Source organism: Bacillus sp. 105MF, from assembly GCF_000374885.1.
Taxonomy (GTDB): Bacteria; Bacillota; Bacilli; order Bacillales; family Bacillaceae_G; genus Bacillus_A; species Bacillus_A pseudomycoides.
Map to the genome: position 1 here is coordinate 118,793 of NZ_KB895568.1, position 16,067 is coordinate 134,859.

16 protein-coding genes are annotated in these 16,067 nt (G+C 37.8%); 12 read left to right on the forward strand and 4 right to left on the reverse strand.

Translation table 11 applies throughout. The annotated features are described in order from the left end of the window. Positions 1-120: 120 nt before the first annotated feature. On the reverse strand, positions 121-786 hold the full coding sequence (locus C564_RS0107435) for an RsfA family transcriptional regulator (RefSeq protein WP_006096703.1): 666 nt from the start codon (positions 784-786) through the stop codon (positions 121-123). 452 nt (positions 787-1,238) lie between these two features. Here C564_RS0107435 and C564_RS0107440 point away from each other — a divergent pair, with 452 nt between their 5' ends. The 6 genes from C564_RS0107440 to C564_RS0107465 all read left to right on the forward strand — a co-directional run bounded on the left by C564_RS0107440 (position 1,239) and on the right by C564_RS0107465 (position 7,257). Continuing rightward, positions 1,239-1,463, forward strand: coding sequence for a DUF1450 domain-containing protein (locus C564_RS0107440; protein WP_003202417.1), 225 nt, complete (start codon positions 1,239-1,241; stop codon positions 1,461-1,463). A gap of 324 nt (positions 1,464-1,787) precedes the next feature. Further along, entirely contained in the window at positions 1,788-2,843 is a 1,056-nt protein-coding gene (locus C564_RS0107445) for a FecCD family ABC transporter permease (RefSeq protein ID WP_003202419.1), read from the forward strand. Continuing rightward, on the forward strand, positions 2,840-3,856 hold the full coding sequence (locus tag C564_RS0107450; RefSeq protein ID WP_018764889.1) for a FecCD family ABC transporter permease: 1,017 nt from the start codon (positions 2,840-2,842) through the stop codon (positions 3,854-3,856). Before C564_RS0107445 ends, C564_RS0107450 begins: the two co-directional genes overlap by 4 nt. A 15-nt stretch (positions 3,857-3,871) precedes the next feature. Next, the gene (locus C564_RS0107455; protein WP_003202423.1) at positions 3,872-4,684 is read left to right on the forward strand and encodes an ABC transporter ATP-binding protein; all 813 of its coding nucleotides are present in this window, start codon (positions 3,872-3,874) and stop codon (positions 4,682-4,684) included. A gap of 200 nt (positions 4,685-4,884) precedes the next feature. Then, positions 4,885-5,826, forward strand: coding sequence for an ABC transporter substrate-binding protein (locus C564_RS0107460; RefSeq protein ID WP_018764890.1), 942 nt, complete (start codon positions 4,885-4,887; stop codon positions 5,824-5,826). A gap of 126 nt (positions 5,827-5,952) precedes the next feature. Beyond that, positions 5,953-7,257, forward strand: a complete 1,305-nt coding sequence (locus C564_RS0107465; protein ID WP_016112734.1) for an HD domain-containing protein — start codon at positions 5,953-5,955, stop codon at positions 7,255-7,257. A gap of 41 nt (positions 7,258-7,298) precedes the next feature. Here C564_RS0107465 and C564_RS0107470 read toward each other — a convergent pair whose 3' ends face one another. Continuing rightward, positions 7,299-7,484, reverse strand: a complete 186-nt coding sequence (locus C564_RS0107470; protein WP_001147172.1) for a 2-hydroxymuconate tautomerase — start codon at positions 7,482-7,484, stop codon at positions 7,299-7,301. Between the two features lie 112 nt (positions 7,485-7,596). Between C564_RS0107470 and C564_RS0107475 the strand changes: the two genes are divergently transcribed. Next, positions 7,597-8,271, forward strand: coding sequence for a site-2 protease family protein (locus C564_RS0107475; protein ID WP_003202430.1), 675 nt, complete (start codon positions 7,597-7,599; stop codon positions 8,269-8,271). A 25-nt stretch (positions 8,272-8,296) separates the two neighbouring features. After that, complete coding sequence (locus C564_RS0107480; RefSeq protein WP_003202432.1) at positions 8,297-8,806, forward strand: YwhD family protein; 510 nt, start codon at positions 8,297-8,299, stop codon at positions 8,804-8,806. Positions 8,807-8,948: 142 nt separating this feature from the next. Here the strand turns inward: C564_RS0107480 and C564_RS0107485 are convergent, their stop codons facing one another. Next, on the reverse strand, positions 8,949-11,000 hold the full coding sequence (locus C564_RS0107485) for a transglycosylase domain-containing protein (RefSeq protein WP_018764891.1): 2,052 nt from the start codon (positions 10,998-11,000) through the stop codon (positions 8,949-8,951). Between the two features lie 85 nt (positions 11,001-11,085). Next, a complete protein-coding gene (locus tag C564_RS0107490; RefSeq protein WP_018764892.1) occupies positions 11,086-11,811 on the reverse strand; it encodes a glycerophosphodiester phosphodiesterase in 726 nt (241 codons plus the stop codon). Positions 11,812-11,962: 151 nt separating this feature from the next. Here C564_RS0107490 and C564_RS0107495 point away from each other — a divergent pair, with 151 nt between their 5' ends. From C564_RS0107495 to speB, 4 genes are all read left to right on the forward strand, one after another. After that, positions 11,963-12,370: a MerR family transcriptional regulator gene (locus C564_RS0107495; protein WP_018764893.1), complete on the forward strand. Its 408-nt coding sequence runs from the start codon at positions 11,963-11,965 to the stop codon at positions 12,368-12,370. A 5-nt stretch (positions 12,371-12,375) separates the two neighbouring features. Next, positions 12,376-13,539 carry an MFS transporter gene (locus C564_RS0107500; RefSeq protein WP_006096692.1) on the forward strand — a complete coding sequence of 388 codons (1,164 nt, stop codon included), beginning with the start codon at positions 12,376-12,378 and terminating at the stop codon, positions 13,537-13,539. 186 nt (positions 13,540-13,725) lie between these two features. After that, positions 13,726-14,553: a spermidine synthase gene (gene speE / locus C564_RS0107505; protein ID WP_003202439.1), complete on the forward strand. Its 828-nt coding sequence runs from the start codon at positions 13,726-13,728 to the stop codon at positions 14,551-14,553. Between the two features lie 318 nt (positions 14,554-14,871). Further along, positions 14,872-15,744: an agmatinase gene (gene speB / locus C564_RS0107510; protein WP_003209245.1), complete on the forward strand. Its 873-nt coding sequence runs from the start codon at positions 14,872-14,874 to the stop codon at positions 15,742-15,744. Positions 15,745-16,067: the final 323 nt, after the last annotated feature.

A 16,067-nucleotide genomic window follows, 5' to 3' on the forward strand; every position in this document is an offset into this window, starting at 1 on the left:
CTGCACTTGCTCTCTCTCACCTAAAGATTAGGTTTTATGTCGGTTTTTCAATTTGTACTTATATAGAAGAAGCTTATATGATTGAATCAAAATAAAAAGGATGCGTTCATCGCATCCTTTTTATTCTGCAATTTTTTCTAAATTACCGTTTCGATCCATGCGAAATGAGGTTTGCGTTTGCTCTTCATCATCCATTAATGCTAATTTACGAGCACGGTTCATAATATTCATGAGCGTTTCGTAGTCTTCTTGTACTGTATTAGATTGTTGTTCTAGCTTTTCTAGTTTCTTCTCTAATTCTTCATTTCGAAGCATTTGCGCCTTAATTTCTTGTTTCAATCTCACATTCTCATTTTCAAGAGCTGTTACTTTTACGCTTGAAGACCCTACCGTTTGTAAAAAGTAAATTACATCTTGCATTGTTATAGAGGTACTAGATACAGCTGGTTCCGAACGTGGAACGGTGTTATTTACGACTGGCTCTTCATCGACTGTAATTACTGCTGAAGCTGATGGCGTATAAAGCAGGCGTTTTTTCGCATGTTCACCACTAGCAGCTCTCATTTTATCTTTTCGATGTCTTTTTGCTAGTTGCAGCGCCTGTTCATAGCTATAACGAACGACAGCATTCCAACGAAAACCACAAGCAGCTGATGTGCGATTTAACTGATCGCCAACTTCTTCAAATGCATTTAATTGTGTACTTCCTTCTCGAACATGACGTAGTACGGTTTCAGCGAGTAATAAATCATCTTCGTCTGTCCAAGCATCTTGTCTTACTTTCATAGATTCAACTCCCTTTCTTTTTATAAACTTCCTATTTTTATAATGGACAAAAGAAATTGCTTTTATACAAAGCTTTTAAAAATATGGTAGATTTTGATAAAGAAGAATTTCTATACAAATCCATTTTGATTTTCCAACATAAAAGTCGCGGTTATGAAGATGCACTCGTTTTCTCTCTTTGTTTTTACTTGGCATGGGGCAGGAGACCGCGCCTATGCATGGCCGGATGCTTTCTCCTACCTAAAAAGAAAGGTTTTTATATGGTTTTTTTAATTTGTACTTATATATGTGGATGAATTGTGCTTATAAAGAGAGGGATAACGAGAAAATATTAGAAATGAATCGTACAGAGGAAAACTTGCATCAACCTTCAAAGAGCGGTAAAATACCATTTAGTGTTTATTTTTAAATGTACTTGTGAAAAGTTGAAAATAGAGGAAGTGTTATATAGAATGGGAAATGAATTTCGTGTGTGTGATGATTGTCAGGCAACGAATATTAAGACGCTGATACCACGACTCAAAAAGGTAGATTCATGTGCAAATATCGAAGTTGGATGTCAATCATATTGTGGACCGGGACGTAAAAAGTCGTTCGCTTTTGTTAATAATCGTCCAGTTGCAGCACCAAATGAAGATGAACTGATTAAAAAAATTGAAGCAAAACTAAATAAATAAGAAAAAGAAGAGTAAACAATCTACTCTTCTTTTTTATGTTCTAAAAAAGAAAAATTATTTTTAAATAAGGAAAGGTAGAGGACTGTTATTGGGTCATTTACTAGTGGATAAACTTCCTATTATGATATCGGTTTCGTATGAACTACATTAGTTTTATATAGCAAAATAATGGTTGACAGCCTTTTGTAATGGTAGGTAGAATAGAAAATGTGATTCTGATAATCATTATCAAAAAGGGTGGATACACCCAATTTTCTTTTTGCTGTTTCTTGAGAATAAATCTCATTTTGTTAAATATATGTTGTTGGTTAGGATGGTTGAGGGATGGAAGCTAGTGCGAGGAGTATAGAACAACAAGAAGTAAATGTGAAAGAGATTAAGAGCAGACCGCTTATTGCTTCTATTATTTTAATAGCGGGAACAATTTTATTAGCTTTAAGTATGGCAACTTCAATTTCATTTGGTGCAGCGGATATTAGTTTAAAGACTGTATGGCAAGCTGTCTTTCAGTTTGATGGTTCTTTGACGCATCATAATGTGATTTGGGAGCTGCGCATGCCTAGAGCAATTGGCGGTGTTGTTGCTGGTGCGTTTTTAGCGGTATCCGGTGCCATTATGCAAGGAATGACGCGAAACCCGCTCGCATCTCCATCATTAATGGGGATTACTGATGGGGCTGTGTTTGGAATTGCAATTATGTATGCGTTTTTTCCAAATTCACCGTATTTAATGTTTGTTATCGCTTCTTTTGTTGGAGCAGCATTTGGTGCAAGTATTGTATACGGCATTGGAGCTTCTTCACCAGGAGGATTAACACCTGTTAAGTTAGCGTTAGCTGGAGCGGCAATTAGTGCTTTACTTGGGGCTATTTCATCTGGAATCGCTTTGTATTTCAATCTTGCTCAAGAGGTGAGTATGTGGAATGCAGGCGGTGTTGCTGGTGTGAAGTGGCAAAGCATTGATATGTTATTGCCGATTGGACTTATTTGTCTCGTTATTGCGATTATGATGTCCAGGTACATTACAATCTTAAGTTTCGGTGAAGAAATTGCGATTGGACTTGGACAAAATACAACATTAATTAAATTTATCGGAACTGTACTTGTTCTTGTTTTAACAGGTTCAGCCGTATCTATGGCAGGATCCGTTGGGTTTGTTGGGCTTGTAATCCCCCATATGACACGTTTTCTTGTCGGTTCAGATTATAGATGGGTTATTCCATGTTCTGCTATATTAGGCGGATTGTTAATTGAATGTGCGGATATGTTATCTCGTATTATTAATCCGCCGTTTGAAACACCAATCGGTGCGATTACAGCACTAATTGGCGTTCCATTCTTCCTCTACTTAGCACGTAATGAAGGGAGAGGAAAAATGTGAGAACAAGCGTCTTAACAAAAAAGAACATTTCAATTGTAACGATTTTGGCTGGATTAATCTTTTCAGTATTCCTTATTAGTTTAAATACAGGAACGTTTAAAATTCCACCAATGGATGTGTTAAAGTCATTGGTCGGGCTAGGAGCAGAAGATCAGTCCGTTATTTTATTCGAATTTCGTATGCCACGTATGGTTATTGCCATCTTAGTTGGTTCAGCATTAGCGGTATCCGGTGCCATTATGCAAGGATTATCACGAAATCCACTTGCTGATCCTGGAATTATTGGTATTAATGCCGGGGCGGGATTGACAGTTGTTGTTTTCGTATATTTCTTTTTTGGAAAAGTCGGGACGGGTACACTTCTATCTGTATTCATTCTTCCATTCTTTGCATTAGTTGGTGCAGTGTTAGCAGCAGTTATCATTTATGCACTGGCATGGAAGGACGGCGTTTCATCAACTCGTTTAATACTTGTCGGTATTGCAGTAGCAGCTGGGTTTAGCGCTGTTAGCTTAATTTTTTCAATGAAAATGACATCGAATGATTTCCGTTTTGCAACGATTTGGTTAGCGGGAAGTTTATGGGGAACAGATTGGAAATTCGTATTAAGCGTACTTCCATGGATGCTCATCTTTTTACCAATTGCGATTCGGAAAGCGCATGTGTTAAATGTAATGAATTTAGGAGATGCAGCGGCAGTTGGACTTGGTGTAAACGTAGAGAAAGAAAGACGCAAATTATTATTCATTGCTGTTTGTTTAGCGGGAGCATCTGTTGCGGTTGCTGGTGGAATTGGTTTTATTGGTTTAATGGCACCGCATTTAGCAAGGCGACTCGTTGGCGGAAAGCATCAAATTATGTTGCCTACAGCGGCATTAATTGGAACGCTCTTGCTGTTATTTGCAGATTTAATTTCACGAAGTGTGTTAACGACATCAGAAATACCGGTCGGTCTTGTTATTTCTGTAATTGGTGCACCGTATTTCATTTATTTACTTATGAGAACAAAATAAAGGGAGGCATTTTGTATGGCAACTTTAGCGGTTGATTCGGTATCTGTTGGTTATAATGAAGGATTAATTATTGATGGATTGTCAGTTGAAATTCCAGAAGGGAAAATTACAACAATTATTGGGCCGAATGGATGCGGAAAATCCACATTGTTAAAAACAGCTTCTCGTATTTTGAAAGCAAAACGAGGTACTGTTTACCTAGATGGAAAAGCAATTGAGAAACAGCCAACAAAAGAAATCGCAAAGAAAATGGCGATTTTGCCACAAACTGCAGAAGTGCCAACTGGTCTTACTGTGTTTGAACTTGTTTCTTATGGCCGTTTCCCTCATCAAAAAGGGTTTGGCACGTTGAAGGAAGAAGATTATCGCTACATCCACTGGGCACTTGAGGTAACAGGGATGACAGAATTTGCGAATCGTTCAGCAGAAGCCTTATCGGGTGGTCAACGTCAACGCGTTTGGATTGCAATGGCTCTTGCGCAAGGTACGGATTTACTCGTACTAGACGAACCAACTACATACTTAGATATGGCTCACCAACTGGAAGTATTAAATTTATTAAAAAAATTAAATCAAGAAGAAGGCCGCACAATTGTCATGGTTATTCATGATTTAAACCATGCTTCTCGTTTTTCAGATCATATGGTTGCTTTGAAAGCTGGTAAGTTAATGAAGCAAGGGACACCAGATGAAGTAATGACAAGTGAAACGCTTCGCAATGTGTTTGAAATAGAAGCACAAATTGTTCCATGTCCTGTAAACTGTAAACCAATTTGTTTAACATACGATTTAATGATGATTAATAATCAGTTACGTGAGAAAGCATAGATGGAATCTTCCCCTTTTACTTTGATAGAGGGGAGGGATTCTAATGGACGTTGAGCTTCTCATTCGAGCTGGGAAGTTGAACGCCCGTTAGAACGGGTTATATATAACGATTAATAAATATATAGTAATAAATTGTTGGTTGTAGTTTCTTATAGTGATATGTAGCTTATAAGAGAAATACATCCAGAAGGAGTGGGAATATGAAGAAATTCAAAGCGACGTTACTAGCAATGGTACTAGTAGTTACTTCTGTACTATTTGCAGCTTGTTCTTCTGATAAGAAAGAAGAAAAGAAAGCAGATGCGAAAGTTGAAGAGCGCACTGTACAACATGCAAAAGGGGAAATTAAAATTCCTGCAAATCCAAAGAAAATTGCTGACCTTAGTGGTTCAACAGAAGAATTATTAATCTTTGGAATGAAACCAATCATTACTGCAAATACGTCTCAAGAGAAAATCGATGCACATATTGCAGATAAATTAAAAGATGTAAAACCAGTTGGCTCTGCATGGGGCGATAAAATTAACATTGAAGCAGTAGCTGCTACAAAACCAGATTTAATTCTTGTGAACAACCGCCAGGAAAAAATTTATGATCAATTATCTAAAATTGCACCAACAGTTATGTTAAAAACTCCATTAGATCAATGGCGTCCAAAGTTTGAAGAACTAGGTAAAATCTTCGGTAAAGAAAAAGAAACAACTGCATGGTTCAAGGAATATGATGAAAAAGCAAGTAAATTACACGATAAAATCGTTGCAAAAACTGGTGATGCGAAGTTCATGAAGATGGCTGCATATCCAAATGCATTCCGTGTATATGGTGACTACGGTTACGGTAGCGTACTCTTTAAAGATTTAAAATTATCAGCTGTTCAAGGTACACCAACTGATAAACCGCTAGTACAAGTACAAAAAGAAGCTTTAATTGATTACAACCCAGACTACTTATTCGTATTTACAACTGGTGATGGTTCTCAGCGCTTAAAAGAATTCCAAGAAGAAACAATTTGGAAAAACATGAACGCTGTTAAGAACAACCACGTATTCACAATCAAAAACGAAGACCTAAACAAAGGGTACTTCCCACTTGGTAAAGAAATGATCTTAGACGAAATTGCTGAGTTTGTTTTAGGAAAATAATATATACAGAAAAATCACTTTCGTTTTGGCGAAGGTGATTTTCTGTATATAGGGGAATTTTATGCATTTCTATAGTCTTTCGTTTATAATAAAGATAAGAATGTAGTAAGGAAGGAGGGTGTCGATATGGTATATTTAAACGACAAACTCAGCGAAACAAAAGTGTTTAAAGACCCAGTACATAAATATGTACACGTGCGTGATCGCGTAATTTGGGATTTAATCGGAACGAAGGAATTTCAACGTTTGCGCCGTATTAAGCAGCTTGGAACGACATTTTTTACATTTCATGGTGCGGAACATAGTCGCTTTACTCATTCATTAGGTGTATATGAGATTATTCGTCGTATGATTGATGATGTGTTTGATGGCAGACCAAATTGGAATGCAGAAGATAGATTATTATGTTTATGTGCAGCGCTCTTGCATGATGTTGGACATGGTCCGTTCTCACACTCCTTTGAAAAAGTTTTTTCATTAGATCATGAGAAGTTCACACAAAAAATTATTGTTGGTGATACGGAAATCAATGATGTACTCGGCCGCGTAGACCGAGAGTTTCCACAAAAAGTAGCAGATGTTATTGCGAAAACGTCTGATAATAAATTAGCAATTAGTATGATCTCTAGTCAAATTGATGCAGATCGTATGGATTATTTATTAAGAGATGCCTATTTTACTGGTGTGAAGTACGGGAATTTTGATATGGAGCGTATATTGCGTGTCATGCGCCCATACGGAAATCAAGTAGTAATTAAAAATAGCGGTATGCACGCTGTTGAGCATTATATTATGAGTCGCTATCAAATGTACTGGCAAGTGTATTTCCATCCGGTAACGCGCAGTGCAGAAGTTATTTTAACAAAGATTTTACACCGTGCGAAAACATTGCATGAGCAGTATTATACATTTAAGTATCATCCTGTTCATTTCTATTCTTTATTTGAAGAAGAGGTAACAGTAGAGGATTATTTAAAGCTAGACGAGAATGTAATGTATTATTATTTCCAGGTATGGCAAGATGAAGATGACCAAATTCTAAGTGATTTATGTCGCCGTTTTATGAATCGAAATCTCTTTAAATATGTAGAATTTACAGAGAATCATGGTTTAGATAATTGGATGGAATTAAGTAGTTTATTTAAAAAGATTGGACTCGATCCAGAGTACTATTTAGTTGTTGATTCAACATCGGACTTACCGTATGACTTTTATCGTGCCGGAGAAGAAGAAGAGCGGCTTCCAATCTTGCTTCTTATGCCAAATGGAGATCTCAGAGAGCTTTCGCGTGAATCTGATATTGTAGAAGCGATTACTGGTAAGAAGAGAAGGGATCAAAAACTTTTCTATCCGCATGATTTAATCTATGAAGATGGAAGAAAAGGAAAATATAAAGAGAAAATTATTGAGTTATTAGAAGGAAAGAAATAAGAAGCAGTCATAGGACTGCTTCTTAGTAAAGAAAACTGAAATTATTTGTCGCTTAAGCGTTTTCCGCCAACTGCATAATGATTTTTAGACATTTCTTCGATGAAAACAACGATGTTTTCTTCTGGAGCACCAGTTGTTTCGCTTACTGCTGTTGTTACTTTCTCAGCAAGAGCTTTCTTTTGTTCTTCTGTGCGTCCTTCTAGCATTTTCACTGTTACGTATGGCATGTACAATCGCTCCTTTTATGTAAGTTACAATCTTATTATAACGGATTATGAAGAAGAACAATCGGGAAAACAAATATTTTCTTTTTTTGACATAATGAAGAGGAGATGAAGTATGGATCAGTTATTTAGATATCCACTGCACCAAATTCCACTGGTAGCAATGGCTATTATTATCGCATTGTCTATGCATGAATTTGCACATGCATATGTTGCATATAAGTTTGGTGATGATACAGCGAAAAGGCAGGGGCGTTTAACTTTATCACCAATGTCTCATTTAGACCCGATCGGAATGATTGCAGTATTAATTCTTGGGTTCGGTTGGGCACGTCCGGTACCTGTTAACCCTTATAACTTTAAAAGACCACGTCTTGCTGGTGTACTAGTTTCTATTGCAGGACCGATTAGTAACCTAATCTTAAGTGCTATCGGTTTAATCATTTGGTACAGTTTGTTAAGGTTTGGAGTACTAGATGCCATCCCATTTGCGGTGGCGGATACATTAGGTCAATTCTTCCAAATTTTTATTGTTCTTAATATCGTTTTATTTGTTTTCAACTTATTACCGATTCCACCGCTGGATGGATATCGTGTAATTGAAGACTTAGCACCGGCAAATGTTCGTGCGAAAATGACGCAATATGAGAAATATGGAGCAATTGCTTTATTGATTCTTGTTATTACACCGCTTGACCGTTATACAATTCAACCAATTTTCAGTGTAGTAATCCCGCACGTACTAGGATTTTTACAAAGTATTATTGCACCTATATTTGGGCTAATGTAATACATGAGTGAGGAGGAGTTTACATATGACAGAGAAAAAGAAAAAAATCGGTTTTAATATTGTGAAGAATGATTCAACAGATGGGCATGGTGGCTTTGGTGTTGGGGCGTTAAGTTTAGAAAATATTTCACCTGTTTTTGTAGATGTATTAGAGCAAACTGCATTTGTTGATATTGGTGCGATGCATGCGCGTAGTACTGTGGAAAAAGGGATTAAGTTTTTAACAAATAAAGATGAAGTTCCAAATGGAAAACCGTATTGGCTTGTGTGGGTAACAATTGAGAGAACGGCAAAAGGTGCTTACTATGCAGGTGTAACAGCTTGTGAGATGACAGTTGATCGTGAAATTCGCCGTGGTTATAAATCACTTCCAGAGCATGTAAACAAGATGGATAAATCATTAAAACGTTACATCATGGTTGACCATATGGATGAACCATCTAAGAAGGTGCTTGGTACATTCTTAAAAGAGCATAATGAAGCAATTTGGAACGAGTCTAGTGAAGAATTGCGTCATGCATTATTAGGAGAATAATTTTAAGGCTACCGGGAGAAATTCTGGTAGCCTTTGGTGTTTTTGGGGTATGGTAGTATTTCTCTTTATGTCGTATATTGTCGGAACGTCGATATGTTGTGTCGAAGCACCGATATATTGATGCTACAAATAAGATAAGTATTTACCATGGAAAGTATTTTTTCCACCAGCTCTCTTTTTTCTTCTCTTTGCTAGCCTTCTCGAATTCTTCTTTATCATCAATATGATCCATGCAGTATTCAGTCGGTTCTGTTCCTTTTGCAAAATACATTTTCACGGAAACTGGACAGCCTTTCGTTGCGATTTTTCCATTTTCAGGATTGATATTTACAGCAATAATATCACTTGGTTGCTTGAATTCCTTTTTAGGCTGACCCTCTAGTCCTTTTTCCATCGTATCGGCCCATATTTTTTTTGCGTAGCCTTGTTCTGCTGGGTTTGTGATGGATTTTGGCTGATCGTATCCGACCCATACACCTGTTACTATTTGCGGAGTGAAGCCGATCATCCAGCTATCTGTTTCTGTGGAACCAGATTTTCCTGCATACGTACGTGATAGTTTTGGAAGCAGGGATTGTCCTGTAACAGAAGCATACCCACTTAGTTTTTTATTGAACATTCCTGTCATCATTTCTTCCATTACAAACGTATTATTTTTATCGAGCACTTGTTTACTTTCTAAATGTGCATCATATAAAATATTCCCTTCATGATCGACAACGCGGCGAATAAAGGTTGGTTTTACTTGTTTTCCCCCATTGGCAAACATACTGTACGCACCTACCATTTCAATTGGTTTTACAGGAGACGTACCAAGGGCAAGGGATGGTACATCTTTTAATGAACTTATAATCCCAAATTGCTTAGCGGTTTTTGCTAAAGAGTCCTCTCCTAAAAATAAATGTGTTTTCACGGCATATACGTTATCTGATACAGCAAGGGCTTGCGCCATCGTCACAAAATCATCGGCATAGTAGTCTTTATAATTTTTCGGTTTATATTTAGAAACACCGTCTCCTAATGTAAATACTGTATATTCGCTTTTTAAGCGAGTCGCTGGTGTAAATCCTTTTTCGAGTGCAGCATAATATAAAAAAGGTTTAAAGGTGGATCCTGGTTGGCGAGATGCCTGAATCGCTCGGTTAAATTGACTTTCTTTATAATCTTTTCCACCAATAAGAGCTGCTACTTCTCCTGTTTTCGGATTCATTGAGACAAGAGCCGTTTGTATATTAGTTGTTTCTGGAATCGTATCTTTTACAGATTGCTCGGCTATTGTTTGTAGTTTTGGGTCTAGTGTTGTGTAAATATGGAATCCACCGCGCTGTAATGTTTGCTCATCGAGTCCAATATCATGCAGGAGAGAGGAGTGTACAGCGTGTTGGAAATAAGGTGCTATTTCTGCGACTTCTTTTGTTTCTAATGAAGCAAATGTAAGCTTTTTCTTTTTGGCAGAGGAAGATTGCCCTTTCGTAATATAGCCCTGCTCTACCATTTCATCTAAAATGATTGATTGTCTTGTTTTTGCTCGTTCCTCCTTTAAATAGGGAGAATATACGCTAGGGCCTTTTGGGATACCAGCTAACATACTAGCCTCTGCTAATGTCAAGTCACTAGCAGATTTATTAAAGTAAAGACGGGAAGCGGCTTCAATACCATAAGCGCCGTGTCCGTAATAAATCGTATTTAAATATCCTTCTAAAATATGATTCTTGCTGTAATTAACCTCAAGACGAATGGTATATATTGCTTCTAACGCTTTTCGTTTCCAAGTTTTATCATGATCTAAATATAGATTGCGGGCATATTGCTGCGTAATCGTACTAGCACCTTGGACCTTTGCCATTGCTTTTATATCTGCAATGATTGCACCAGCAATTCTTTTTATATCGAAGCCATGGTGATCATAGAATCGTTGGTCTTCAATAGAGAGTGTCGCTTCTCTCACATAAGGAGAGATTTGGTCGAGAGATACGTTATAGCGCTTTTGCATCCCGTTGCTTTGTCCTATTACAGTATCATCATTGGCATAAAAGGTGCTCGTTTGCGGGACAGCGATGGGAGGCGGCCCCATAATCTTTGCTACTATGATGATGATAAAAAACGAAAAAACGAAAAAAAGAATGCATGAAAAAAGTGCGGTGAAGAAAAGACGTTTATATTTTTTCAGTTTTGGATTCACAGTTTGATCCATCTTTTTCATCCCCTCATCGTATACTTTTATTAGTATTGAGGGTTTTTTCGTATTTTAAACACAAAATGAAAAAGAGCCCTTTCAATTAAGAAAGAAGCTCAAAAGCGCGCATTGGCCAATCCGTAATAATTACATCTACACCGTAATCGATCATTGTTTGTAAGTCTTTATTTTCATTGATTGTATAGGGACGGAAAACATAGCCTTGCTGCTGTGCAGTTTGCACAAATTCTTTTGTTAGTAACTGAAAATTTGGGTGTAATCCGGACGCCTCCCTTTTCTTGGCTTCAGCAATTGGATCACTGAGTGGTTCATCGTATAAAATAGCTCTTGGAATTTCAGGTGCAATTTCCGCGAGTAGGGAAACGGAATCATGGTTAAAAGATGAGAATATAATTTGGTTTGAAAGATGATATTCACGAACGAGGTCGACAACCTTTTCTTCGATACCTGGATAGTGGATTACGTCTGTTTTTAATTCAATATTAAGTTGTAAATTTGTCGTAGAGAGCCAAATGAATACTTCGCGTAAGGTTGGAATCTTTGCTTCATGAAAAGAAGGGCTTTTATGGCTACCGGCATCAAGAGACTGTAATTCCACTACTGTTTGTTCAGAAACAAGTCCAATTCCACTTGTTGTGCGATCAACAGTTTCATCGTGAATCACAACAATCTCACCATCTTTCGAAAGGTGAACATCAAGTTCAATGCCATGGGCACCAACACGCTCTGCTTCTTGGAAAGCAATCATTGTATTCTCCGGATGTGTTCCTTTAACTCCGCGATGGGCAAAAATAAGTGGTTTTTTCATCTGAAAATCTCCTTATGAGTTCATTTCTTCCATTATGAAACTGCGGCGAGAAAAATACAATCTATATGCCAAACATTTACAAAAGTATACCACTTGCATAAAAGTTAACGTTAACGTAAAATGTAATAACGTGATGAGGGGAGGAATAAACATGTATAAGATTGATGAGGTAACGAAGCAAGTTGGATTAACAAAACGTACACTTCGTTATTATGAGGAAATTGGTTTAATTTATCCGCCGGAGCGTAGCGAAGGGAATATTCGTCTTTATACAGATGAAGATATTGTACGTATTAAAAAGATTGTAGAAGCGAAAGAAGTATTAGGAATCACACTTCAAGAAATGCAGCATTTCTTATCATTAAAAGAACGCATGGAACAAAGACGAAATAGTGACAATCCACGTGACCGTGAAGTGATTCAAGAAATTAAGGATATGCTTGAGAACCAAGTGCAAACGCTAGATACAAAAATGAAACAAATGGAGCGCGTGAAAGCAGAATTAGAGAATAGTTTAGGGCGTGCACGTAAATTCTTGGAGGACACAAAAGGAGAGTAATGAATATGGAGAGCAAACAAAAGTTGGGGAGATTGATTACAGTACTGGCTACGTTTCTTGCCTTTTCAGGCATCGGAGTAGTCGATCCTATTTTGCCGATTATCGCTGAGAAGATAGGGGCAACGCATTGGCAAGTGGAGATGTTATTTACAGCTTATATTTTAACGATGGCAATTATGATGCTACCGGCTGGTTTATTCGCAGCACGGTTTGGTGATAAGAGAATGATGACAATTGGTTTATCAATTGTAACTGTATTTGCTTTTATATGTGGTATATCACAAACGATTGCCCAGTTATCTCTTTTCCGTGCTGGCTGGGGGCTAGGTAATGCGATGTTTTTCGCAACAGCGATGACATTATTAATTGCTCTTAGTAAAGAAGTACATGAAGCGGTTGGTTTATATGAAGCTGCGATTGGTTTAGGGATGGCCGGTGGACCATTATTAGGAGGACTACTAGGTGGACATTCTTGGCGTTACCCATTTTTTGCGACAAGTCTTTTAATTTTATTAGCATTTATTCTTGTTTTCTTTTTTGTAAAAGAGCCGGAGCGAAAAGTACAGCGAAAAGCAGCTGGAGTGGGGGAATTACTTAACCTTATTAAGTATAAACCGTTTATGCAAGGTGCAATTTCAGGTATGTTATATTATTACGGATTTTTCGTTGTATTAGCATATTCACCACTTATTATGCATTTATCGGCAATTCAGTTAGGTTTCGTATTTTGCGGTTGGGGACTTGCTTTAGCATATGGATCTGCAATATTAGCGCATAAATTAGAAGGGAAATATGAACCGAAAGCATTGTTACGATTTAGCTTACTTGTATTTGCAATTCTGCTAATCGCATTATTTTTTGTTAAAGTTATGTGGTTACAAATTGTTCTTATCGTCTTATCTGGATTAGCATCGGGACTAAATAACGCTTTATATACAAGCTATGTCATGGATATTTCACCTTATGAAAGATCTATTACGTCCGGTGTATACAATTTCGTTCGTTGGCTTGGCGGGGCAATTGCACCAATTTTATCAGGAATTATCGGCCATGCGATTTCACCGCAAAGTCCATTTTTAGTTGGGGGAATTGTTGTATTAGTTGGTTGTGTTATGATTTTGATTCCTGTTCGAGAAGGTTCTAAATTAGAATCAGAAACCCTTTCTTAAGAAAGGGTTTTCTTTGTTGTTAAATATAGTGTTTAAATAATATATGAATAAAAATACTTTTACCAAAATATATTTTCGGTATTTTTGTACTTTTAACTATACATTTTGTATGTTTTGTTTTATTTTTGTTAGGGGACATTAATGATGTCCCTATTATAAATTTGCAATGAAAGGCGTGATTGTACGATGGAACTATGGTTCACTGAAAAACAAACAAAACATTTTGGAATTACGGCGCGTATTAACCGCACATTACATACGGAGCAAACAGAATTTCAAAAGCTTGATATGGTTGAGACAGAAGAGTTCGGAAACATGCTTATTTTAGATGGCATGGTTATGACAACAGAGAAGGACGAGTTTGTGTATCACGAAATGGTGGCACACGTACCTTTATTTACACATCCAAACCCTGAGAACGTATTAGTTGTTGGCGGTGGTGATGGTGGTGTAATCCGTGAAGTATTAAAGCACCCAAGCGTAAAGAAAGCAACACTTGTTGAAATCGACGGTAAAGTAATCGAGTACTCTAAACAGTACTTACCATCAATTGCAGGTGCGTTAGATAACGAGCGTGTTGAAGTAAAAGTAGGAGACGGTTTCCTACACATCGCAGAAAGCGAAAATGAGTACGATGTAATTATGGTTGACTCTACAGAGCCAGTAGGACCAGCAGTAAACTTATTTACAAAAGGATTCTACGCTGGAATTTCAAAAGCGTTAAAAGCAGATGGGATTTTCGTTGCTCAAACGGATAACCCTTGGTTTACACCAGAATTAATTTCAACTGTGTTTAAAGACGTAAAAGAAATCTTCCCAATTACACGTTTATACACAGCAAATATCCCAACATACCCAAGTGGAATGTGGACATTTACAATTGGATCTAAAGAATATGACCCATTAGAAGTAAGCGAAGAACGTTTCCACGAAATCGAAACGAAATATTACACAAAAGAACTGCATAAAGCAGCATTCGTATTACCGAAGTTTGTTGGAGACTTAATTAAATAATAATTAAAAGCGGAAGCGGCTCGTTCAGAATGGGAGGGGGATGGAGCTTCAGACGTAGAGGCGTCTTTTGCCCTCGTAGGAAGAAGCGAAGCCACCGAGCGTTCTAGCCGCTGTAGCTGGACAAAAGAAAAGCGGAAGCAGCTCATTCAAGGTGTGCGATAGAACGGACATGCTAGTTGCTGACGCTATTATAATAAAATAATCTTCTATCGCTAAAAGAAGATTGAGGTAAATCGAGAAAGAGGAGTGTAGCACTCCAAATTTGAGAAATAATGAAAGGTTGGGATACCTTAAGTTCCACATAAGGAGGAAAAGAATATGCGTTTTGATGAAGCTTATTCAGGTAAAGTATTTATTAAAAGTCATCCGAGTTTTGAAGATGCAGAGGCAGTAATTTATGGGATGCCAATGGATTGGACAGTAAGTTACCGTCCAGGCTCTCGTTTTGGTCCTGCACGTATTCGTGAAGTATCGATTGGACTAGAAGAGTACAGTCCATATTTAGATCGTGAACTAGAAGATGTAAAATATTTTGATGCTGGTGATATTCCGCTACCATTCGGAAATCCACAACGCAGTATAGACATGATTGAAGAATATGTAACAAAACTATTAGATGCCGGTAAGTTTCCACTAGGTCTTGGCGGTGAGCACCTAGTGTCTTGGCCAATTTTTAAGGCAATGGCAAAAAAATATCCGGATTTAGCAATCATTCATATGGATGCTCATACTGATTTGCGTGAGTCATATGAAGGGGAGCCTTTATCTCACTCTACACCCATCCGTAAAGTGTGCGATTTAATTGGTCCGGAAAACGTATATTCTTTCGGAATTCGTTCTGGAATGAAAGAAGAATTCGAATGGGCAAAAGAAGTGGGCATGAACCTATACAAATTTGACGTATTAGAACCTTTGAAAGAAGTATTACCAAAGCTTGCAGGACGCCCAGTTTATGTCACAATTGACATTGACGTGTTAGATCCAGCACATGCTCCTGGAACAGGAACACTAGAAGCTGGTGGTATCACATCTAAAGAATTATTAGATTCCATCGTAGCAATTGCAAATTCAAATATAAAAGTAGTTGGAGCAGACTTAGTAGAAGTAGCTCCAGTCTATGATCATAGTGATCAAACACCAATCGCAGCAAGCAAATTCGTGCGGGAAATGCTTCTTGGTTGGGTGAAGTAAAAGCGGAGGCAGTTTGCTCAGAATCGCAGGTCATTGGAGCACTCGACCGAGAGTGTGAAATGGCCAGAGATTCTAGCTGGCGCAGCTGGATGAAGTAAAAGCGGAAGCGGCTCGTTCAGAATGGGAGGGGATGGAGCTTCTGACGTAGAGGCATTTTTGCCTCGTAGGAAGAAGCGAAGCCACCGAGCATTCTAGCCGCTGTAGCTGGATAAAGTAAAAGCGGAAGCCGGCTCGCAGCATCCATATATCGACGCTTCTGCAAAATTCGACATCCGTTTACAAAACGTATAAGAAAAAAGGAGCTAGTCCCACCTGATGGAACT